General features: G+C 27.5%; 23 protein-coding genes and 1 tRNA gene. 18 read left to right on the top strand and 6 right to left on the bottom strand.

The annotated features are described in order from the left end of the window. Positions 1 to 132 precede the first annotated feature (132 nt). On the top strand, positions 133 to 309 hold the full coding sequence (locus ACJJVY_RS02770) for an adenylosuccinate synthetase (protein WP_405604892.1): 177 nt from the start codon (positions 133 to 135) through the stop codon (positions 307 to 309). 2 nt (positions 310 to 311) lie between these two features. On the opposite strand, the gene ACJJVY_RS02765 is transcribed toward ACJJVY_RS02770, so the two are convergent. Next, on the bottom strand, positions 312 to 530 hold the full coding sequence (locus ACJJVY_RS02765; protein WP_405604890.1) for a hypothetical protein: 219 nt from the start codon (positions 528 to 530) through the stop codon (positions 312 to 314). 363 nt (positions 531 to 893) lie between these two features. On the opposite strand from ACJJVY_RS02765, the gene ACJJVY_RS02760 reads away from it, so the two are divergent. The 4 genes from ACJJVY_RS02760 (at position 894) to ACJJVY_RS02745 (ending at position 5,698) form a co-directional block, all read left to right on the top strand. Then, positions 894 to 975 (top strand) — tRNA-Tyr (locus ACJJVY_RS02760). A gap of 567 nt (positions 976 to 1,542) precedes the next feature. After that, on the top strand, positions 1,543 to 2,976 hold the full coding sequence (gene drt3a / locus ACJJVY_RS02755; protein WP_405604888.1) for an antiviral reverse transcriptase Drt3a: 1,434 nt from the start codon (positions 1,543 to 1,545) through the stop codon (positions 2,974 to 2,976). A gap of 1 nt (position 2,977) precedes the next feature. Next, a complete protein-coding gene (drt3b, locus tag ACJJVY_RS02750) occupies positions 2,978 to 5,209 on the top strand; it encodes an antiviral reverse transcriptase Drt3b (protein WP_405604886.1) in 2,232 nt (743 codons plus the stop codon). Positions 5,210 to 5,455: 246 nt separating this feature from the next. Beyond that, on the top strand, positions 5,456 to 5,698 hold the full coding sequence (locus ACJJVY_RS02745) for a hypothetical protein (protein ID WP_405604884.1): 243 nt from the start codon (positions 5,456 to 5,458) through the stop codon (positions 5,696 to 5,698). A 92-nt stretch (positions 5,699 to 5,790) separates the two neighbouring features. On the opposite strand, the gene ACJJVY_RS02740 is transcribed toward ACJJVY_RS02745, so the two are convergent. Then, a complete protein-coding gene (locus ACJJVY_RS02740) occupies positions 5,791 to 6,603 on the bottom strand; it encodes an RDD family protein (protein ID WP_405604882.1) in 813 nt (270 codons plus the stop codon). 22 nt (positions 6,604 to 6,625) lie between these two features. Between ACJJVY_RS02740 and ACJJVY_RS02735 the strand changes: the two genes are divergently transcribed. The 8 genes from ACJJVY_RS02735 to ACJJVY_RS02700 all read left to right on the top strand — a co-directional run bounded on the left by ACJJVY_RS02735 (position 6,626) and on the right by ACJJVY_RS02700 (position 14,491). Beyond that, positions 6,626 to 7,591: a stage II sporulation protein M gene (locus tag ACJJVY_RS02735; RefSeq protein WP_405604880.1), complete on the top strand. Its 966-nt coding sequence runs from the start codon at positions 6,626 to 6,628 to the stop codon at positions 7,589 to 7,591. Further along, complete coding sequence (locus ACJJVY_RS02730; protein WP_405604878.1) at positions 7,591 to 8,304, top strand: hypothetical protein; 714 nt, start codon at positions 7,591 to 7,593, stop codon at positions 8,302 to 8,304. The genes ACJJVY_RS02735 and ACJJVY_RS02730 overlap by 1 nt, the downstream gene beginning before the upstream one ends. An 11-nt stretch (positions 8,305 to 8,315) precedes the next feature. Then, on the top strand, positions 8,316 to 9,512 hold the full coding sequence (locus ACJJVY_RS02725; RefSeq protein ID WP_405604876.1) for a hypothetical protein: 1,197 nt from the start codon (positions 8,316 to 8,318) through the stop codon (positions 9,510 to 9,512). A 7-nt stretch (positions 9,513 to 9,519) separates the two neighbouring features. Further along, complete coding sequence (locus ACJJVY_RS02720; protein ID WP_405604874.1) at positions 9,520 to 10,524, top strand: AAA family ATPase; 1,005 nt, start codon at positions 9,520 to 9,522, stop codon at positions 10,522 to 10,524. Positions 10,525 to 10,672: 148 nt separating this feature from the next. Then, positions 10,673 to 12,007 carry a DUF58 domain-containing protein gene (locus tag ACJJVY_RS02715; protein ID WP_405604872.1) on the top strand — a complete coding sequence of 445 codons (1,335 nt, stop codon included), beginning with the start codon at positions 10,673 to 10,675 and terminating at the stop codon, positions 12,005 to 12,007. A 40-nt stretch (positions 12,008 to 12,047) separates the two neighbouring features. Further along, entirely contained in the window at positions 12,048 to 12,440 is a 393-nt protein-coding gene (locus ACJJVY_RS02710) for a DUF805 domain-containing protein (RefSeq protein WP_405604870.1), read from the top strand. A gap of 106 nt (positions 12,441 to 12,546) precedes the next feature. Further along, positions 12,547 to 13,782 (top strand): multidrug effflux MFS transporter, encoded by a 1,236-nt coding sequence (locus ACJJVY_RS02705; RefSeq protein WP_405604869.1) that lies wholly within the window; start codon positions 12,547 to 12,549, stop codon positions 13,780 to 13,782. A gap of 4 nt (positions 13,783 to 13,786) precedes the next feature. Next, positions 13,787 to 14,491, top strand: coding sequence for a pseudouridine synthase (locus ACJJVY_RS02700; RefSeq protein ID WP_405604867.1), 705 nt, complete (start codon positions 13,787 to 13,789; stop codon positions 14,489 to 14,491). 74 nt (positions 14,492 to 14,565) lie between these two features. On the opposite strand, the gene ACJJVY_RS02695 is transcribed toward ACJJVY_RS02700, so the two are convergent. After that, a complete protein-coding gene (locus ACJJVY_RS02695; protein ID WP_405604865.1) occupies positions 14,566 to 15,045 on the bottom strand; it encodes an Lrp/AsnC family transcriptional regulator in 480 nt (159 codons plus the stop codon). An 88-nt stretch (positions 15,046 to 15,133) separates the two neighbouring features. Then, on the bottom strand, positions 15,134 to 16,180 hold the full coding sequence (locus ACJJVY_RS02690; protein WP_405604863.1) for a M14 family zinc carboxypeptidase: 1,047 nt from the start codon (positions 16,178 to 16,180) through the stop codon (positions 15,134 to 15,136). A gap of 430 nt (positions 16,181 to 16,610) precedes the next feature. On the opposite strand from ACJJVY_RS02690, the gene ACJJVY_RS02685 reads away from it, so the two are divergent. The 4 genes from ACJJVY_RS02685 (at position 16,611) to ACJJVY_RS02670 (ending at position 18,749) form a co-directional block, all read left to right on the top strand. Continuing rightward, complete coding sequence (locus ACJJVY_RS02685) at positions 16,611 to 16,931, top strand: helix-turn-helix domain-containing protein (RefSeq protein WP_405604861.1); 321 nt, start codon at positions 16,611 to 16,613, stop codon at positions 16,929 to 16,931. Between the two features lie 55 nt (positions 16,932 to 16,986). Next, positions 16,987 to 17,766, top strand: coding sequence for a HipA family kinase (locus ACJJVY_RS02680; RefSeq protein ID WP_405604859.1), 780 nt, complete (start codon positions 16,987 to 16,989; stop codon positions 17,764 to 17,766). Then, a complete protein-coding gene (locus ACJJVY_RS02675; RefSeq protein WP_405604857.1) occupies positions 17,756 to 18,139 on the top strand; it encodes a DUF3037 domain-containing protein in 384 nt (127 codons plus the stop codon). Before ACJJVY_RS02680 ends, ACJJVY_RS02675 begins: the two co-directional genes overlap by 11 nt. Before the next feature lie 94 nt (positions 18,140 to 18,233). Beyond that, positions 18,234 to 18,749, top strand: coding sequence for a hypothetical protein (locus ACJJVY_RS02670; RefSeq protein ID WP_405604855.1), 516 nt, complete (start codon positions 18,234 to 18,236; stop codon positions 18,747 to 18,749). A 100-nt stretch (positions 18,750 to 18,849) separates the two neighbouring features. On the opposite strand, the gene ACJJVY_RS02665 is transcribed toward ACJJVY_RS02670, so the two are convergent. Further along, complete coding sequence (locus ACJJVY_RS02665; protein ID WP_405611569.1) at positions 18,850 to 19,125, bottom strand: winged helix-turn-helix transcriptional regulator; 276 nt, start codon at positions 19,123 to 19,125, stop codon at positions 18,850 to 18,852. A gap of 157 nt (positions 19,126 to 19,282) precedes the next feature. Here ACJJVY_RS02665 and ACJJVY_RS02660 point away from each other — a divergent pair, with 157 nt between their 5' ends. Then, entirely contained in the window at positions 19,283 to 19,795 is a 513-nt protein-coding gene (locus ACJJVY_RS02660) for a VOC family protein (protein ID WP_405604853.1), read from the top strand. Positions 19,796 to 20,115: 320 nt separating this feature from the next. Here the strand turns inward: ACJJVY_RS02660 and ACJJVY_RS02655 are convergent, their stop codons facing one another. Next, positions 20,116 to 21,975: a B12-binding domain-containing radical SAM protein gene (locus ACJJVY_RS02655; RefSeq protein ID WP_405604851.1), complete on the bottom strand. Its 1,860-nt coding sequence runs from the start codon at positions 21,973 to 21,975 to the stop codon at positions 20,116 to 20,118. Positions 21,976 to 22,113 lie beyond the last annotated feature (138 nt).

The following is a 22,113-nucleotide window of genomic DNA, read 5'->3' as shown; positions in this document are numbered from 1 at the left end:
TTTACGCTATTAAGACTTACAATTGTTTATATGGTTTAAAATAATTATTCTTTTAAATTCAAAACACTTTTCTTTCTAACAAATATATGTTAACTTAGTCTAAAACATAATTATTAATCTTAAATTATAAGAATGAATATATTATACAAATTGCCTTTTTTACAACTACCTATGGGAACACCTAACCCTGATGATAATAAACCATTAGATACTTCAGATCCATTTGAAGTGATTGTTTTTATGGTGCTACCTGTTGTTGTTATTATACTTTATTTTTTATGGAAAAAGCAAAAAAACAAAAAGAAATAGATTTATTTTTCTTTTCCGTAATCGGTATCTAATTCAATATTTTCTATAGGTTCTTTTTCTGATTTTTTATCATGTTTTATTTGATCTAAATCTCTGTCATTGGTTAAAGGCCTTGCATTTCTAGCTCCAGGAATATCTAAATTTTCTTTGGCACTTTTTGGTTCGTTTTTACTCTTTTTAAGTGTTTCTTCAGGTTTGAAATTCTTATTATTTTCTTTCATAATTATATGTTTTATAGCTTATTATTATAAACAACAAATAAGCTAGATTAAATAAATACTCAAATTTAGAAATAAGTGTTTTTTAAGTTTAACTTAAATCAATAAGATTTTGATGCTATTCATAAAAAAAAAAGATATTAATATAAAAGATCAATCATTTTGATGTAAGTACTTATTGTATAAAATATTAGAATTGTATTTCTTTTAAGTTTTACAGTCTCTAATAATAGATGTTAAAAAAAATATACAATATTTTTTAGGTGGTTTATCATAATTTTATATATTCGCAAACCTTTAGAAAACATGCCTAAAAAACATGAATTACGATTGTAATTTTTATGTTCATTGAAATAGTAAATTAGAGGGGAGATACTCAAGCGGCCAACGAGGACGGACTGTAACTCCGTTGACTACGTCTTCGCAGGTTCGAATCCTGCTCTCCCCACAAGTTACATATTTTCCTACGCCTTCTTTAGCTTTTTTATCATTTGATTTTTAAAAGCAATATTATTTCTTAATGACATTATTTTTATAAAAATAGCAAGTAAGCTTTATTTATTAATGATTCATATTAATTTATTATGTTAAATAAAAATGACTGAATTATTTAACATGAATAATCGTTTGATAATTAATGATTAAACTCCTCCATAAACACCGAGAATCATCCACGGAATAATCTTAATTAAAAATGTACTATAATGTTCTGCGTTATGTAACTTGAGCTTTGGTTAAAAGCGAAAGTTCTTACTACAGTTTCTTCAAAAAGTTTCTTTTGCAATGTTAATGGAACACTTTTTATGCGACTACTTAGGAGGTAAGCATAATGTGTGTGGAATGGAAATTTGTGTTAAAAACTTTTATTATTTTACGGATTTCCCTCAGAACTATTCCTACAAATTTCACTATATTTAAGCTCTCCCTTTGTATTGTTAATTAACAAATTTCTAACTGGATTTTTCTTGTTATAACAAATCCTTTTTATATAAACTAAAAGATATTAAAAACTTATATGCTCGATCAATCATTCTCGTTAGAAAATTTTAATAAAATATTTGAAATAGAAAACCGCAAAGGAAACTTTGAAAAAGAATATTATTCTGATAAATTCCACGCCCTTTCCAATGAATTAAAGAAGCAAAGAAATATTATTAAAGTATATAAAAGTACAGGAGATAAAGAAAAAGACGACGAACATCTTTTAAAGCTCTATGAAGAAAAGCTAGATATAGAAGAGAGTAAAAAAAATGAATTAGAAATTAGTTTACAAGAATATGTCGAAAATGTAAATAGTAAAGGGTTTAAGTTTGTGTTTTCTAAATTTTTACACGAAGCAAGTGGGAAGTATGTTTATCCGATAGGGAAAGATGCATCTTCATATTTTGCTATGAAACAATTACAGTTTAATATAAATCGAACTTTTAAAGTAAAACAAGGGAATCGCTATTTAATTTCTAAACAACTGCAAAGTTTGTTAAAAGATGATTACCCAAAAATCTTATTAAGAACAGATATAAGAGGCTTTTACGAAAGTGTTCTACAAGAGAAATTGTTAAGTATGATAAACAATAATCAATTGTTAAGCCCGAAATCTAAAACCTTAATAAACAGTCTGCTTTACAGTTATAATGAAATTACTGACCAATTGGGTTTGCCAAAAGAAGAGAGAAGAGGTATACCAAGAGGTGCAGGTATAAGTGCATATTTAGCAGAGCTATTTATGCGAGAAGTCGATAATAAAATTAAAAGAATAAATAATGTTAATTATTATGCAAGATATGTAGATGACATTGTAATTGTTTATGTACCTAATTGGGAAATTTCTGAAGCAGATTATTTAGTGCAAGTGAGAAAGATTGTTGAACAATACGGGTTGGCTTTAAATGAGAGAACAGATAAGACAAAAATGATTGACACAAGGAAGAATGATTTATTCGAGGTAGTGTTCTTGGGTTATATTTTTAAAATTGAAAATAAAAAATATATTGAAACTTCACTCTCTCAAAATAAAAAGAATAAGTATGTTAGTCGGATTGAAAAAACTATAGACACGTATCTATTTCAAAAAGAATTTTCACAAAATGAAGCTTCTAAATTATTGATACACAGAATCAATTATTTAACTAAAAACACTCGTTTGCATAAACCAAAAAAAGGATTAGTTGGGATATATTATTCCAATAGTTTAATTGAAAATGATTGTTTGGATTTGGATTTTCTTGACAATGAATTAATAAGAATAGTTGATGAAAAATTACCTATCGCCACATATTCTAAATTAAATAACAAACTAAAGACTTATAGCTTTAAAGATGGCTTTATAAATAAATCTTTTTTCAATATTAATTCAAAACGGAAGAACATTGCCGATTTGAGGCCATTTGGATTAAAAGAATTAAAGAAGCTTGATAATAATTTTGAACGAGTAATTTCAATTTGGAAATAATATGAGAAAAAGCAAATTAAAATTACCTATCAAATATTCAATAGAAAGAGCTATTTTGAGCGATGTTCTTCCTTATGAAACACCAATTATATTATCTAATAGGCATTTTTATGAGTTTTTGGTGAAGTTTAAAGTGAAATTTGATTTTGAAAACAATTCTTTTAGCTGGGTTGATTGTAAAGATGAAAATAGTTTACAAAAAGTATTTAAGATTCTATTCGACGCTAATGGGAATACTGAAAAAAATACTCGTAAGCTAAATTCCAAAAAGAAAGAATTTAGGAAAATTGCTTTCAACTATAAAATAACACATAAAGAAAAAGATTTTAGAGATTTAGCAATTCCACATCCTAAAAGTCAAATTGAGCTAGTATCATTCTATGAACGCTACAAGGAATTAATCCTTTACTATTCAAAGGAAAGTCCATATTCAATAAGAAAACCTGATAATATAGCAAAATTTGTTTTTTCAAACGATAATACATATGTTCAGAATAGAGGAGATGAAGATGATTTTATCGAGGAAAGCGGAAAAGAATATAAAAGTTTAAAAACGTTTTTCACTTACAAGAGGTTTTCAAATATTTATAAGTTTTACGAACATTATGCTTACCATCGTGCTGAAAAAAAGTACGATAAAATGATAAAGTTTGATATAGCAAAATGCTTCGATAGTATATATACTCATTCACTTTCTTGGGCTTTGACAGATAAAGAGTTTGTGAAGGAAAATAACGATGGTAAAACTTTTGCAGGTCAGTTTGATAAATTTATGCAGAATACAAATTATGGAGAAACTAATGGGATAATTATTGGTCCTGAATTTTCAAGAATTTTTGCTGAACTTATTTTACAAAGTATAGATAAGAAAATTGAACAGATTTTACGTAATAAAGGTATTTATCATAAAGTAGATTATGAAATATATCGATATGTTGATGATTTTTTTGTTTTCTACAACAAAGAAAAAACAAGAAATGAAATTTTAGATAATTATAAAATCACTTTAAAAGATTATAAATTATCATTAAACAATTCAAAAACGATACTTTATGAAAAACCATTAATTACTGAAATAACTATAGCTAAAAACAAAGTTATTAATCTTTTAAAGGAAGGGATTAAATTTAAAATTATCAAAGAAAACGAAAAGGAAGACAAAGAAATTCCTGAAGAAAAGAAAAGTGATGAAGACTATATTCCTAGAAAAAAAATAAAGGTTAGTGATGTCGATATTAGATGTGATTCAAATAAACTAATTACAGAATTTAAAACAATTGTAGTAGTTTCAAATGTTGCTTATAAAGATATTATGAACTATACTTTAGCAATATTCAAGAGTAGTTTATTACGAAATGTCAAAAAGTATGAAGAGCATAAAAAAAGACTAGATAAAGATAAGTTTAAAGGATTACTTACTAAAGAGGAAGAAAAGAAATTAATTAAACAAGAAGCAAATTTCACAAACTATATTGTTGAAATGCTTGATTTCGTCTTTTTCCTTTATGGAGTTTCTCCAAAAGTTAATTCTACTATTAAACTAGTTAGTATCCTATCCTTTATTATTAAATCTTTCAGGAAGAGATATAAATTTCAGTTTGATGAACCAAAAGATGGTAAGACATATGCCTTGAAAAATCAATTTAATAAGCTGAATCAAGAGGTTGTATTTAAAAAAATATTGGATGAAGTAATTTTGATACTTGATAAAAGTAAAATTGATGAACATTTACAAATTGAGACACTATACTTATTGATTGTATTAAAAGAATTAGGTAAAGAATATAGACTAACAAGAAATCAACTTGTTAAATATTTGAACCTGAATATTATTAAAAAAGATGATGATAGTTTAGATTATGAATTTAAAAATAAGATAAACTATTTTGTAATAACTGTTTTACTTTTTTATTTTAAGGATATTAAACAATATTCTTTGTTAAAGGAAGCCGTAAAAAAAGCAATAATTATAAAAATAACAGGTATTGAAGAAAATAAGCGAACTAAACATTCAGAATTGGTACTTTTATTTTTTGATTTAATATCTTGTCCATATCTAAATGAAGAAGATTTTAAATTTAAACGACAAGTATTGACACTTTTTAGTGTTAAAACAGAAAAATTAGAATTTATTAAATTTGTCGTAAAGCAAAAGTATTGGTTTACAAAATGGGATAATTTTAATTTATTAGAAGAAATGAATGCCAAAAGCTCATTAGAACCATATTCTTAATAATAAAAAGGACGCACCAGATAAAATTTGCAATTTCGATTGCCACACACAAGCGTTCTATTATGTCCGTAAAAAGACAATCACAAAGTTAGTTTTTTCTGGGACTAACTTTTTTTATTAATATTAATGAAAAGATATTTATAAAAATCAAGGTTTAAATTAGGTCTTGAATGTCCAACCAAACTTTACTATTCTAATAATAAGGAATATGCTAATCAAAAAAAAGAAGATGATTTCCTAGAAGCATTGGCACAAGGTGGTTTTCAAGTTGAAGAATTGGCAAGATTAGAATATGAAGGAGGAATACTTGTTGAAGGAAATCCTTGGGATTATGATTTGGCTGTTGAGAAAACAAATGAATTATTAAAACAAGACAATGTTACTATTTATGAACCAGCATTTTTGTTTAATAATTGCTTTATCCGTGTTGATATTTTGGTAAAACGTGGCGATATTGTTGAGCTAATAGAAGTTAAAGTCAAATCATGAGTAAATCGCCTGAAAAGCGGCTATACAACAACTATTATGCGAATGCACTATAATTTATATTATGTTAAATAGAATATTTTAAATCACATACTCTACATGTTTTGTGTATAATAATTATAATCTTTTAAAACGGTATCTATAAACTCAGTATCACTCTTATGCACAGAAGTAATTTTAGTAACCTCTAAAATTTTATTACGCAGTTTAATCAAGGTGTTATGATCGTTAAACTTTTTAGCAGATAAAAAAGTATTTTTTATTATTCTGGCATCATTATCAGATAATTTTATCACATTCGGATAAGTTGGTACATATTTAGTAGAAATGTTTTCTAAAATAGTATCAGAAAATTTTACGTCATCTTTTAAATAAATAACAACAGTATTTGCAATAATATCTCCAAATCGTTGCTGCTTATTAGTAAATAAAATCAAAAAGAAACCAATCATTTTACCAATCGCAAATAACATAATCAATAAAGCTACTTCACTATCTAACCCTAAAGATGAAACATAAATAAACAACAATGTAAATAAATTAAAATCGATAATTCTTAAAAACCAACGGATTACAAAATCTGTTGCAGAGGGTTTAAACCCCTCAATATTAATTACTTTTAAATGTAATAACTTCTTACCAAGTGTTTGCCCATCTAACAATAATTCTGTGTATAGAGAGTAAAATGTTACGGGTAAAAAGAGTAAAACATCATAAGCTTTTACAGACCAACTATCTCCATTTATGGCAGTATCAAAGAGTTCTAAGCTAAAAAAAGAGATGGCAAAATAGATATAAGTAAACTTAATAATATTGTCTATAACAAAAGCAAATAACCGTTGCCCAACGTTTGCTAGGGAAAAATGGATATTTACATTTTGTGCTGTTTTTATTTGGAGTCTTTTCATTCAATATGTAAATTCGCTCTTAATGAGAGAAGTCGCTTTTATAAAGCAAAATAAAGAAAAATGGCTCGAATTTGAACAAGTTATTTCAAATAAAGAAAAAAAATCTCCAGATGATACGGCCAACTTGCATATAAAAATCATGAATGATTTGGTATATGCGCAAACATATTACCCAAAAAGTAAAGTTACGCAGTATCTAAATAAGCTAGCAAAATCAAGCTTCGACAAGGTTTATCATACAAAAAGAAGCAGAAAAAATGTATTGTTATATTTCTTTTTTGATAAAGTGCCATTACTCTCCTATCAATACAGAAAATTTATTTATTTATCATTTATTGTCTTTTTTGCTTTCTTTTTAATTGGTTTATTATCCACATTTAATGATGATTCTTTTGCAAGACAAGTTTTAGGAGACAGTTATGTAAACAATACCTTAGAAAACATAGAAAGTGGAGATGCCATGGCAGTTTACAAAGGCGGTAGCAATTGGGGAACTTTTATAGGTATTTACGATAATAACCAACGTGTGGGACTTAATATGTTTCTTTCTGGATTATTTTTTGGCTTAGGTACAGGTGTTTACGTGGTGTATAATGCCATTATGGTAGCTGTTTTTCAGGCATTTTTCTATCAGAATAATAGTTTTTTCGATAGCATAAAAGGTATTTGGATTCACGGAACCTATGAGATTTTCGGGATGATTATAGAAGCAGCTGCAGGTTATATTATTGGTGCAAGTATTTTATTTCCTGGAGCTTATAAAAGATTAACCTCATTTAAAAGGGGTGTAAAATCTGCATTTTATATTTTTATTAGCACCATTCCGTTTACTATTTTAGCGGCATTTTTAGAAGGATATATTACAAGATATGCCAATATAATGCCTACATTTTTAAGTTTTACAATTATTGGGTTTAGCTTAGTTACTATTAGTTATTATTATTTAATTCTTCCTTTTAAGGTAGCTAATAAACACAATTTACGTTAATGAAAAAGCTTTTATATATTCTATGTATTTGCTCAGCTACATTTTGTTTTGGTGCTGATTTACAAAAAGATTCCCTTGTAGTTAAAGAAGAGATTACAACTAAAAATATAGATTTTATTCATCAAAGAACTTTTAAAGAGGATTTAAATGAAAAATACAACGACAAAGATTTTATTTATACCGAAGAGGAAGATGAACCAGAAGAAGAAACACAAAGTGATTCTTTTTTCGGACAAGCATTTATAGCTGCTTTTCTGTTTTTTATTACAAATATATTTCCATATTTATTGGGTGCCTTTTTCATTTTTATCATTGTAAAAACCATTTTAGGTTCCGAAGTTAATTTCTGGAACTTTAAACGTTCTAAAAAGAAGGTTGCTAAAAAATTAATTTACGAAGATGAAGACATTAATGAAACAGATATTGACGTTTTATTACAAAAAGCCATCTATAATAAAGAATACAGGTTGGCTATTCGTTATTATTATTTATCCGTTTTAAAAACTTTGTCTAATAAGAAACTAATTGATTATCATAAAGATAAAACCAACTCAGAATATCTTTTAGAAATAGAAAATACAAGTACTAGAAAAGAGTTTTCTTATTTATCTTATGTATATTCCTATGTTTGGTATGGAGAGTTCTCTATAGATGAAAGCCAATTTAAGTTGGTCGAAAACAAATATCAATCTTTTAAAAAATCTTTAAAATAATGGTATTTAGGTTGATAAAAAACTACGCTCCTCTCCTGCTCTTATTGATATTAGTAGGTTGTAATAAAACAGATTGGGAAGAAAATTTTAAAGAAAAAGAAAAAAGTCCGTTTGGTAATTACATCATTTATAACGAAGCTTCTCAACTTTTAGGTAAAAGCCATGTTACTTTATTAAAGCAAAATATTTATGATTATCTAGTGATAAATTCAGTAATAGATAGTCTAGAAACTAAAAATTACGTTTCTATAAAAAATGCAGGTTATAAATATCCTGTAGAAGTGGTGCCAGAATTTTTAGACTTTGTAGCAAAAGGGAATAATGTATTTTTAGCTTTCAACCAATTTAAAGACACCTTAAAATCTGCTTTACATTTTTCTACAAATAATTTAGATGACAACGTTTTTTCTATTTCTAGGTTAAAAAAGTTAAAAGGAGAATTATCTTTTAAAAATACACAGTTTTCTAAGTCATCTTTTAATTTTGATAGAAACCTTAGAAGAAATTATTTTTTAGAATATGATGAAAATACAACAACCGTTTTAGGAACCATAAAAGTGGATGGAGAAAGTGTTCCGAATTTTATCAGAATAAATCATGGTAAAGGTGCTTTTTTCCTAAACTTGCATCCTATTGCGTTTACAAACTATAATTTATTAAATGGTAAAGAAGTTTATGCAGCAAATGCACTTTCTTATTTACCCAACAAAAAGCGCACTCTTTGGGATCCGCAGATAAAATCGAGTAAATATGTCAACCAAAAAGAAGATGATAATAATATCTTTAAATTCTTTTTAGAACACCCAACATTAAAATGGTTTTTGTTTGTTTCTTTAATAGGTTTATTATTGTTCTTGCTTTTTAATGCAAGAAGAAAACAACGCCCAATCCCGGTAATTGAACCGTTAAAAAATAGTACCGTTGCTTTTACACAAACCATTGCCAACTTGTACTTAAAAGAAGAAGATCATAAAAATTTAGTAGATAAAAAAATAGCCTATTTTCTAGAAAAGGTACGCACAAAATATTTATTAAACACCAGTAATTTAAATAATGATTTTATAGATAAATTGGCATCTAAATCTGGTAACGATATACAAAAAACTAAATATTTAGTAAATACAATTATCACTTTAAATAAGAAGATAGAATGCTCTAAGGAACAGTTAATTGTATTACATAAAATGATTGAAAAATTTCTTAAATAGATAAGATATGGAAACACCAAATAATGAACAAGTACCTAACAATTTAGAGTTTGAAAGTAGACTCGATTTATCGGAATTACAAGAGTGTGTTTTACAGATAAAAAAAGAACTACAAAAAGTAATTGTAGGACAAAAAGACATGATGGATTTGCTAATTGTTGCACTACTTTCTGATGGTCATGTTTTAATTGAAGGTGTACCAGGAGTTGCAAAAACAATTACAGCTAAATTGTTGGCAAGAACTATTGATGTTGGTTTTAGCAGAATACAATTTACACCAGATTTAATGCCTTCGGATATTTTAGGAACTTCTGTTTTTAATGTAAAAACAACTGAGTTTGAATTTAAAAAAGGACCTATTTTTTCGAATATGATTCTTATTGACGAGATTAATAGAGCGCCAGCAAAAACCCAAGCGGCTTTATTTGAGGTGATGGAAGAAAAGCAAATTACAATTGATGGTACAACCTTTAAACTAGAAGCGCCTTTTGTAGTTTTGGCTACACAAAATCCTATTGAACAAGAAGGAACTTACAGATTGCCAGAAGCACAATTGGATCGTTTTTTATTTAAGATAAATGTAGAATACCCAAATGCTGCCGAAGAATTACAGATTTTATTAAAAGAACAGGCTTTAGAAAATACCACCAAGGCAAGTAAAATAGAAACGGTAATTAGTGGTGATAAAATTGTAGCATTCAGAAACTTAGTCAATCAAATTAAAATAGAAGAAAACCTGTTAACTTACATTGCAAATATTGTAGTGAATACGCGTTCTAATTCCTTTTTATATTTAGGCGCTTCACCAAGAGCAAGTATTGCAATTTTAGGCGCCTCTAAAGCATTTGCCGCAATTAATGGTAGAGATTTTGTAACACCAGAAGATATTAAAAAAGCTACAATTCCGGTTTTACAACACAGAGTTATTGTAACACCAGAAAGAGAAATGGAAGGTTTATCTAGCAAACAAATTATAGAGCAAATTATAGAAGCAGTAGAAATACCTAGATAAATTTTAGTCTTATTATTCCGAAAATGATAAGGAAATTTGTCATCTGGAAATAAAGAAAGATTGAGAGATCTCATAATAAAAAAATAAATGCTTTTACCTTTAGTATTTCAATAAAAGCTAAAGGCCAAAAAGTTAAAAGCAAATAACATTGAAACATTTTTACAACACTTTATTTTTAAACAATCGTTTTTTCTATTACTTAGGAGGAATTGCATTGTTTTTTATAGTTGGGTTTTTTATTCCACTATTTTTTGAAGTTACTAAAGTGGTACTTTTTATGTTAAGTATTTTGGTTTTAATTGATATCTTAATTCTTTACAGAGCAAAAGAAGCAATTACTGTAAATCGTTATTTACCAGAACGATTGTCTAACGGAGATGTTAACAAAATTTCTATGCAATTAAAGAGTTTCTATAATTTTAAGTCGCATTTATCCATTATCGAAGAGCTTCCATATCAATTTCAAAAAAGAGATTTTATCTTCAATTTAAAATTATCTAACAAAGAAGAAAAAACAATTTATTACGACTTAAACCCAACAGAAAGAGGAACTTATTTATTTGGTAATGTAAATGTATATGTAAGTTCTCCTTTACAATTGGCAACCAGAAAATACATTTTAGGCAAAGAAAAAGAAATAAAATGTTATCCTTCATTTTTAAAATTAAGAGAATTCGATTTTAGAGCTTTTAATAATGACGCTATTTCTTATGGATCAAAAAAAATAAGAAGAATAGGCCACTCCTTAGAATTTGAACAAATTAAAGAATATGTTTCTGGCGATGATATTCGTTCTTTAAACTGGAAAGCGACTGCAAAGAGAAATCAGTTAATGATCAATCAATATGTAGAAGAAAAATCGCAACCAGTTTATTCGATAATAGACAAAGGGCGCGCAATGCAAATGCATTTTAATAATTTAAGTTTATTAGATTATGCTATAAATGCAACATTAGCAATTAGTAATGTAGTACTTAGAAAACATGACAAAGCAGGTATGCTATCTTTTTCTAAAAATCTAGAAGATTTAGTTGTTGCAGAAAAAAGAAACTCTCAAATGAGTTTAATTTCTGAAGCCTTATACAATATAAAAACAGATTTTTCAGAATCTGATTTTAGTACTTTGTATACTGTTGTTAAAAGAAAAATAACACAAAGAAGTTTGTTAATCTTATATACAAACTTTGAAACTATGGACGGATTAAATAGACAACTTCCCTATTTAAGAGCCTTAGCAAAAAACCATTTGGTTTTAATTATTTTCTTTGAAAATACAGAGTTAGAAGCATTAACAACTTCTAAAAAAGATGATATTTTAAGTATTTATGATAGTATTATTGCAGAAAAGTTTCTGTTTGAAAAGAAAAGTATTGTAAAAGAATTAAAAAAATACGGAATTCAGTCTGTATTAACAAAGCCAGAAAATTTATCAGGAGATACAATCAACAAATATTTAGAGTTAAAATCTAGAGGACTTTTTTAAATATAAATTAGATTTGCTCTCATAATTAAAAATAAAAAAAATGAATTGGTATTTAAAAGTTTTAAAAGAACATTACGCAGATTTTAGCGGAAGAGCTAGAAGAAAAGAATATTGGATGTTTGTTTTGATAAATGCACTGATTACTTGGGGACTTCAGATAACTATTTTTCTTTTAAATATTGATACTCTTTTTGTACTATTATTATTGTATTATTTAGCGATTTTTATTCCTAGTTTGTCGGTAACTGTTAGAAGGTTACATGATGTTAGTAAAAGTGGTTGGTATATTTTAATTTCTATGATTCCATTAATCGGACAAATTTGGCTACTAGTACTTTTATGTACAGATAGCGAAAACGGTACAAATAAATGGGGAGAAAATCCTAAAGGTTTTGGTAATAATTCGGCAATAGACCAAATTGGTACAGAATAAAAGATACTTTTTACACATAAAAAAAAAGGTTGCTATATATGCAACCTTTTTATTTTTTAACAAGTTTAAGTTTTATTAAAAACTAAATACAACTACTTTTGTTTTCATGGAAATAAAACAAAAATCAGAACTTGAATTTATTGCTATCATGGCATCTTTAATGTCTTTGGTAGCACTAGCAATTGATGCTTTATTACCTGCTATAGAAGATATTAGTGCTTCATTAAATGTAGTTGATCAACAGAATAATCAATTATTAATTACAATGATTTTCTTAGGATTAGGTTGTGGACAATTAATTTCTGGACCACTTTCTGATAGCCTTGGTAGAAAACCTGTTATTTATTTAGGTTTTATTGTTTTTGTAATAGCTAGTTTAATTTGTGTTTTTGCACCTAGTCTAGAGGTAATGATTATTGGTAGAATTTTACAAGGTATCGGTATTTCTGCACCAAGAACCATTAGTATTGCTATGGTAAGAGACCGTTTTGAAGGTAATTATATGGCAAAAATAATGTCTTTTGTAGTCGCTATTTTTATATTAGTTCCTGTAGTTGCACCTGCTTTGGGTAAAATACTATTAGATTTATATGGGTGGAAAGCAATTTTTTACGGACAAATGTTTCTTGGTCTTTTAATTATGACATGGCTTTGGCGTAGACAACCAGAAACTTTAAAACCAAAGGATAAGAAAAAAATAAAGCTTTCTCTTTTTATAGATGGAACAAAAGAATTTTTAAAACATAAAAATGCAGTAATTTTTACAGTTTTTTCAGGATTTATAACGGGTTCTTTTATGGTTTATTTAAGTGCGAGTCAGCATATTTTTGAACAACAATATGGTTTAAAAGAAGAGTTTCCATTTATTTTTGCTGGTTTAGCTATGGGTATTGGTTTATCTACTTTTTTTAACGGAACCTTAGTTGTTAAATTCGGAATGTTAAAATTAGTAAGAATTTTTACCATTATTTTTACAATTAATCCTTTGGTTTACATTTTGTTATTTTCTCAAACTCAAAACCCAAGTATTTATATTCTCATTATTTTCTTTTGGATTCAATTTTTTGCCTTAGGATTTCTATTTGGTAATACAAGAGCTTTGGCTATGGAACCAATTGGTCATATTGCAGGAGTTGGTGCTGCTGTAAATGGTTTTGTTTCAACAATGATGGCTGTACCAATTGCATCTTTAATTGGTAGTTTTTTAGACAAAAAAGCTTTGCCTCTATTTGTTGGCTTTTTTGTTTGCGGTGCAATTTCTTATCTTTTAATTATTTATTTAAAACAATACAATAAGAAAAAAAGTATAAAAACTGGAGTTCCTGTTTTTGACAATAATTAACATTATGAGTTTAGAAATAATTTTTGAAGACACATATCTTCTTTGTGTAAATAAACCAAATAATATGTTGGTGCATCACGCACATCATTCTAGAAATGTTATAGAAGAAACTTCTCTACTACAATTAATTTTAGAAGAAAAAGGAATTAAAGTTTTTCCTATACATCGATTAGACAGAAAAACGTCTGGAATAATTTTATTAGCAAAAGAAACACAATATGTTTCTAAGTTTCAAGAATTGTTTACAAACAACGAGATACAAAAAACTTATTTTGGTATTGTTAGAGGATTTTCGCCTGAATCAAAAAAAATAGATTCTCCTGTTAAAGGAAGGGATGCTAATGTGCACAAAGAGGCTTTAACATTTTTAAAAACCTTAGAGAATATTACTTTAGAAATTCCTGTAAAACCCTACGATTCCTCTCGTTATAGTTTAATTGAATTGTTACCCAAAACAGGAAGAATGCATCAATTAAGAGTGCACGCAAATAAAATTAGTCATCCATTAATTGGAGACCCAAAATATGGAGATAAAAATCATAATATAATGTTCGAGGAAAATTTTAATTGTAAGAACCTATTTTTACATGCAGGTCAATTAGAATTTATACATCCTTTTTCTAGTGAATCATTAATTTTAAAAGCCACTTTTCCTAAAGATTGGAATATTATATTCGATAAATTCTCGTGGAAGAATCCTTTAAATTAAAACTTGGAACATAGAACTAAAAAAAAACCTTATCTTTTTACAGATAAGGTTTTTTAGTATATGATTAATATTTTTTATAAATCTTGAAAGATGGCATGCATCATTCTCTTTTTATCATTAATGCTTTCTTCTAAAGCAATCATTGTTTCTGTTCTTTTTACACCAGGAACATCGTCTATTCTATAAATAATGTCTTTAGCATCATTTGTACCTTTTGCTCTAACTTTACAAAAGATATTGTATTTGCCAGCAGTTACATATGCTACAGTAACATTTGCAATCTTTCTTAAATCTTCTATAACACTTTGTGTCATAGATGTTTTTTCTAAGTACACACCAACATGAGCTATAAAAGAATATCCCATTTTCTCGTAATTTAATGTAAGTGTAGAACCCTGAATAATTCCTTCATCTTCCATTTTTTTAACACGAACGTGAATTGTACCTGCAGAAACTAACAATTGTTTTGCAATATCAGTAAACGGAGTTCTAGCGTTTTCTATTAAAATATCTAAGATTTGATGATCGATTTCGTCTAGTATAAATTTTTTCATTTTTTTAAGCATTATTCAAATTACTATGCAAATTTATGAATTTAATTTAATTAATTACTAATTAAACTAATAAATACTTAACATTTTTTTACTCGAAAACGATTTCGGAGTGTCCGATTTTAGATTTTAAACTATTTTCTTCTACTTTGTTTAATTTTGATACAAGCTGATTATCAATGATTAAATCTTGATATTGGTAAGCTATATCTTTTTTACTATCTGAGTATCTGTGTATTATATCATAGAAGATAGTATCATTATTCGGAATTTCAAAATATTCTTCATAATTGTTAAATGAATTAGAGTTTGCTATATGATGAATTCCTTGAAGAATAGAGAAAAAAGTATATTTTCTAGTTTCTTCTCTTACATAATCATCAGGATAATGTCCTGATTCTATTAATATAGTATTGTAACCTAATTTCTGAAAGTTATCACCAGTAGCTGTTGGATAAAACTCATCTGTATATCTACCAACAAAATTAGGTATTATGTTTTGTAGCATTTTATTCATACTAACAATAACATCCATCGTTTCAATTCTTCCCCTAGTTAACATTCTGCTTACTTCTTCCGAAGGAGCTAAAAATGAGATTGTAGCTGGGTTTTTAGTTCCTTCTACATTAAAAATGGTTCTTTGGTCATGTAAGTTAAAACAAAATTGCGGATTAAATTCTTCTAAAATACTACGTAAAAGTTTACTTTCTTTTGCCGCTCTATCTACAGCGTCTCTATTTAAATCTACTTTATTGGCATTAACTCTTGTATAGGCTTGTGCTCCATCAGGATTTAACATCGGTATAAAAACCAAAGTACATTTCTTTAAAATATCTTCGAAAATTGTTTCTGATGAATTTAATAAACAATTAAAAAGATCAAATAAAGCTCTTGTACCTGTACTTTCGTTTCCATGCATTTGAGACCAAAGTAAAATTCTTTTAGAACCAGTTCCTATTTCTAATTTATTAATAGGTCTATTTTCTTCTGATGTACCAATCTGAGTTCTTAAAAATTTAGATTCGAATTTTGTAATTAAATTTTCTATGTCTTTATATGTAATCCATTTTCCATGCAAACTTTCTTCTTTGTGTTTAGCGTAGATGTTCTCTATAAAATCTGGTTGTAAGGTATTCATTTAAAAAATTAATATTTTGTCAAAAGTAAAGAATTTCTTAAAGCAACTTACAATTTAAATTGTCTTATAAATCAATTTGTTTACAAATGTCAATTATTGCTAATTCACATTTGTAACATAGGATTAGTTTACAATTGTAATACTGTTCTTTGTTTTGTAAGTTAGATTTGTAAACTACATACAGGTCTAATATATAGTAATTAATATAGAGAGTAAATCACTATAAATAGTAATTATATTACAAATTAAAACCTTTATTATAAGTTAGTTATGTTGTTTAATTAAATAATCACTTTACTGTTTAATTTAGGTGTATTTTTTAATTCATTTAAATTGTTTTGTAAAGTAAATTACTTTTGTTACATTTGTAAATAATAAATATTTTACAATTGTGAATAACTCAGATTTTATTATAAGACTTAAAAAAATAATGGAATTTTATCAACTGTCAGGGTCTTTATTTGCAGATCAAGTAGGTGTACAACGTTCAAGTATATCTCATATTTTATCAGGCAGAAATAAACCAAGCTTAGATTTTGTATTAAAAATAACATCAGAGTTTAAAGATGTAGATATTAATTGGCTCTTACACGGCAAAGGTATTTTTCCTAAAAAAGAAGAAATAAAAAAAACAGAAACTTCTGCTCCTACTTTATTTTCTTCAAATACAGAAATGATTTCTACTGATAAAAAGATTCAAAGAATCGTTGTTTTTTACAATGATGGTACTTTTGATGAATATCTAAAATAACTGAATTCCGCTTTTTTCTATTTTTAACTTATATAATTGCTTTAATTTTGCTGTTATGGATATAATTGATATTAGAACCGTAAATGTTGTTCAATACCTTCAGCCTTTACGAGAAGGTGGGTCTTTACCTGCTATTGTAAAAGGAGATGATGGCTTTTTGTATGTGCTTAAATTTAGAGGAGCAGGACAAGGTAAAAAGGCTTTAATATCTGAATTTATTGGAGGAGAATTAGCTAGAGTTATCGGTTTAAATGTACCAGAATTGGTGTTTATGAACTTAGATGACTCATTTAGTAAAACGGAGCCAGATGAAGAAATTCAAGATTTATTAAAATTTAGTATAGGTTTAAATTTAGGTTTACATTTTTTGTCTAGTGCTATAACTTACGATCCATTAGTCTCTAAAGTGGATGCTTTAACGGCTTCTAAAGTGGTAATTTTAGACAGTTTAATCAGTAATATTGATAGAACAGCTAAAAATACTAATTTATTGAATTGGAAAAATGAACTTTGGATTATTGATAATGGAGCGAGTTTTTATTTTCATCACAACTGGCAAACATGGGAAAATCACCTAACAAGAACCTTTCCTTTAATTAAAGACCATGTTCTTTTACCAAAAGCTACACAATTACAAAAGGCATCGGAAGAAATACAATTAACTATAAATACTAATATTATTAGTAAAGTCGTAAAAAGTATTCCGGAAGACTGGTTATTAAATGAGGGAGATTTATTTAATCCTGATGAAATGAGAGTTGCATATATTAAATTTTTAAATGCAAAAATTTCTATGATAGATTCACTTGTAAAGGAAGCTGAAGATGCAAGATAAAGTTACGTTTGAATATGCAATTATAAGAGTTGTGCCCAAAGTAGAACGCGAAGAGTTTTTTAATGTTGGTGTAATTCTCTTTTCTAAACGAAAAAGGTTTTTAGGGATAAAGTACCATGTAGATAACAATAAATTAAGCGTTATTGCACCAGATTTAGAAATTGCTTTACTAAACGACTATTTAAGTGCTTGGAAATTAATTTGTAATGGAGGGAAATCTGGAGGTAAAATTGGTGAGTTTGAAATTTCTGATCGTTTTAGATGGTTAGCGGCCTGTAGAAGTACAATTGTACAAAGTTCTAAAACACATCCTGGTCTTTGTGATAACCCAGAACAAGCGCTAAATGATATTTTCGAAAAATATGTATTATAGTTAAGTTTGCTCAATTTTCGTGAATAAAATTGTAATTAAAAGCATTAACTAAAAAATTAAATCCCTATTATTGCCGAAATTAATCAATAGTAAAATGGCAAAAAGAAAACCTTCATTTGCATTACAAGTTAGAATAATTCACAGGTATTTGGGCTTTTTTTTAGCAGGAATTATGTTTATTTATGCGTTAAGTGGAATTTTAATGATTTTTAGAAATACTAATTTTCTAAAAAAAGAAATAATTACAGAACAACAATTAGCTCCAAATTTATCTGACAGACAATTAAAACCAGTCTTTAAAAAAGGTGCTGACGTAATTAAAGAAGAGGCTGGAGTTCTATATCTTAAAGGAGGTACTTATAATAAGCAAACTGGTCTTGCAGTAATAAAAAAACAAGAATTGCCATTTATACTTAATAAAATGGAAAAACTGCATAAAGCAACTACCGATAGTCCTGTATATTTTTTAAATATCTTTTTTGGTGCTTCCTTATTGTTCTTTGTTTTGTCTGCATTTTGGATGTATACTCCAAAAATGGCTATTTTCAAAAAAGGAATGTACTATGCGGTTGGCGGAATTATTTTATCTCTTATTCTTATTTTTGTTTAAAAAAAACAAACACATATAGTTAATTAATTACTTTAGGTAGAAATTTTAATTAAATTTAAATCAGTTATTTAATACTTAAATAAAAGCTAAGTAGTATTGATTAACCATTGATATCTTTAAATCCCCATTCATCTAAACTTCTTAAAATATTTTCTAGAGATTGCCCCCTTTCACTTAAACTATATTCTACTTTTGGTGGAACAACAGGGTATACTTTTCTAATGATAAGTCCGTCTTTTTCTAACTCTCTTACGGTTTGCGTAAACATTTTGTTAGAAATTCCAGAAATTTGTTTCTGTAAGACTCCAGATCTTAATCCTCCGTCTAGTAAATGGAATAATATTAAAGGTTTCCATTTTGTACCTATTAAATTCATGGTATAATTTAAAGGACACTTAATTTTTTCTATCAAAATATAATTATTATTTTGTTGATAATCATTATTTTACTCTTTTTGGTAACTATACTACTTTTTAGTTAGTTATTGCCCAATAAGCAAATATAGATTAATTTTGCTATCTAAATTAAATATTATGACTAAAAATAAAGATTATCCTAAATCATTTTCTCATATAGGTCTTACTGTACCTAATATTAAAGAAGCTGTAAAATTTTATTCAGAAGTAATGGGCTGGTATGTTATTATGGAGCCATCTACTGTTAAAAAAGAAGCAGATACAGCTATAGGTATTATGTGTATTGATGTTTTTGGGGATGATTGGGAAGAATTTGAAATTGCACACTTATCTACTTCAGATGGGGTTGGTGTAGAATTATTTTGTTTTCCAAATGGAGTTAAAGAAGCGCCAGTATTCAATCCTTTTAATACAGGACTTTTCCATTTTTGTATTCAAGACCCAAATATTGAAGAATTAATTGAAAAAATTGTTTCTTATGGCGGTAAGCAAAGAATGCCAATTAGAGAATATTATCCAAAAGACAAACCTTTTAAAATGTGTTATGTAGAAGATCCTTTTGGAATTGTTTTTGAGGTTTACACACACAGTTACGAATTAACATATTCTTCTGGAGCGTACGCTAAATAAGTTTTAATTTATCATTTCAACAATTTTAGGAGAAATCTTATAATATAGAATATTAAATAAAGGGTTCTATATATGATTTCTCCTTTGTCGAAAAAATAAAATTGTGTTTTAATTATTTTAAAAAAACCCAATACCTTTATTTAACGTTGAATTATTCTCTGTAAAAACTTTGTTTGCATACAAGTCTAGCCCAGATTGAAGTGGCATCCTTTTTTCTGTCAGTTCGAGTGAATTTGCTTTTTTTTGCAAATTTGTATCGAGAACAGAAGAAAAAAGATATAGCGGAAAGCTGGAAATAGCTTCCTATAAAAAGAAAAAATTTACTTTTTTAAATAATCTGCAATCAAATTATTTTTTAAAGTAATCTTCGGAACTTTAAAGTCGAAATATTCATGCAAAGGAATTTCAAATCCTTTATGATTTAAGTAATTATTTAAAGCGACATTTAAGCCTTGGCTGTATAAGTGATGCTCTGCTCCTGTTGGATCTTCGTGATATAAATCGTTTTCTGCAAAACCTTTAAATTCTGGTCCAATAATTTTGATGTTAAATTTATCAGGATTTTTACCAACCGGACTGTGACTTGTACAAGCAAATTGATGCCAAAAAGCAGATTGTATACAATCGTTGTAAAACAATTGACGTACAACTTCTAAAGAATCAATTGTTTCTTGTGCCGTTTCTGTAGGAAAACCAAACATTAAATAAGCATGAACCATAATGCTTTCATCCGAAAAAGCTTTGGTAACTCTTGCAACTTGCCCAATATCTACTCCTTTTTTCATTTTGGCTAACAATCTGTCTGAGGCAACTTCTAATCCACCAGTTACAGCAATACAACCAGATTTTGAAAGTAAAGCACATAATTCTGGAGTAAACGTTTTTTCGAAACGAATGTTTGTCCACCAAGTAATATACACTTTACGTTCCATTAATTTATTAGCCAAAGCTCTAAGCATTTTTGGTGGTGCAGCTTCATCTACAAAATGAAAACCTGTAATTCCGGTTTCCGAAATTATTTTTTCTATTTTATTTACTAAATCATCTGCAGTTGTATTTTCATAATTACCGATATAATCTAAAGTAACATCACAAAAAGAACATTGTTTCCAATAACAACCATGAGAAATAGTAAGTTTATTCCATTTACCATCAGACCACATTCTATGCATCGGATTCATAACATCTAAAAAAGACAAGTATTTTTCTGTTGGCAAACCAATATAACTTGGTGCTGGTAAATTTTTATGATGAAAAATAGTATTCGGTATTTTATTCGCGTAAATAACTTTATCTTCTCTACAGATAAAGGTTCTTTCTAAAGACTCCTCTCCTATTTTATTTTCTAAAAACTCTGTAATTTTTAACAATGGGCTTTCTCCATCATCTAAAGTAATAAAATCTATATAATCGAAAATTCTAGGATCTGATAACCGTCTTAATTCTGTATTACAATAGCCACCACCCATTGCAATTTTAATATCAGGATATTCTTGTTTTATAAACTGTGCACACCTTAATGCAGAAAATAAATTACCAGGAAAAGGAACTGTAAAACAAACCAAATCATACGAATCTTCTTGTAATTGCTCGTTTAACAAATACAACATTTCGTCTTCAATTAACGTGGTTTCATATTGTAAACAATCATCAATCGTATCAAAACTAGAAGCGGCTCTACCAATTTGTTCTGCATAACGTGTAAAAGAAAAAAACTCATCTACATTCGCGTTGATAAAATCGCCTAATTCTTCTACAAACAAAGTAGCAATGTGTTTGGCTTTGTCTAAAATACCGAGTTTACCAAACTCGGTGCTTAAATCCTTTTCTAATTTTATACGTCTATGTCCGTATGGTAAATAATCTTTATGTATTATTTGATACGCCGCAGTAACTTCTTGCACACGTAAATAATCCATTACAGAATCTACTTTATTTATATAATCTTCTTTTTTCTGATAAACTAAAGGGTATTCTTTATTACCAAGCATTGCTGCTTGTTTAAAAATAGCATCTATAAACTCTTTAGTAAAAACGGCTGTAAACAACTCTATACTTAAGTCTATCTGCCTTGTTTTTACATTTTTAGAATCTAAAAATCCTTTAATATAGGCGGTTGCAGGATATGCAGTATTTAATTGAGTAAAAGGAGGAGTTATTAAAAGTGTGCTTAAAGACATAGATTAATTAAAGTGCAAATATACTATCTGATTTTAAAAGGATAAGATAACAGTAAACTAAATAAATGTTTTTATAAAAAAAAGAGTAATTGTTTGTCATTTTAGTCGATTATAAAACTTATTTTTATAATTTACACT

The organism is Polaribacter sp. Asnod1-A03 (genome assembly GCF_045063585.1).
GTDB lineage: Bacteria > Bacteroidota > Bacteroidia > Flavobacteriales > Flavobacteriaceae > Polaribacter.
The sequence above is the reverse complement of the archived record's forward strand: the minus strand, read 5'-3'. Positions and strand labels throughout refer to the sequence as shown.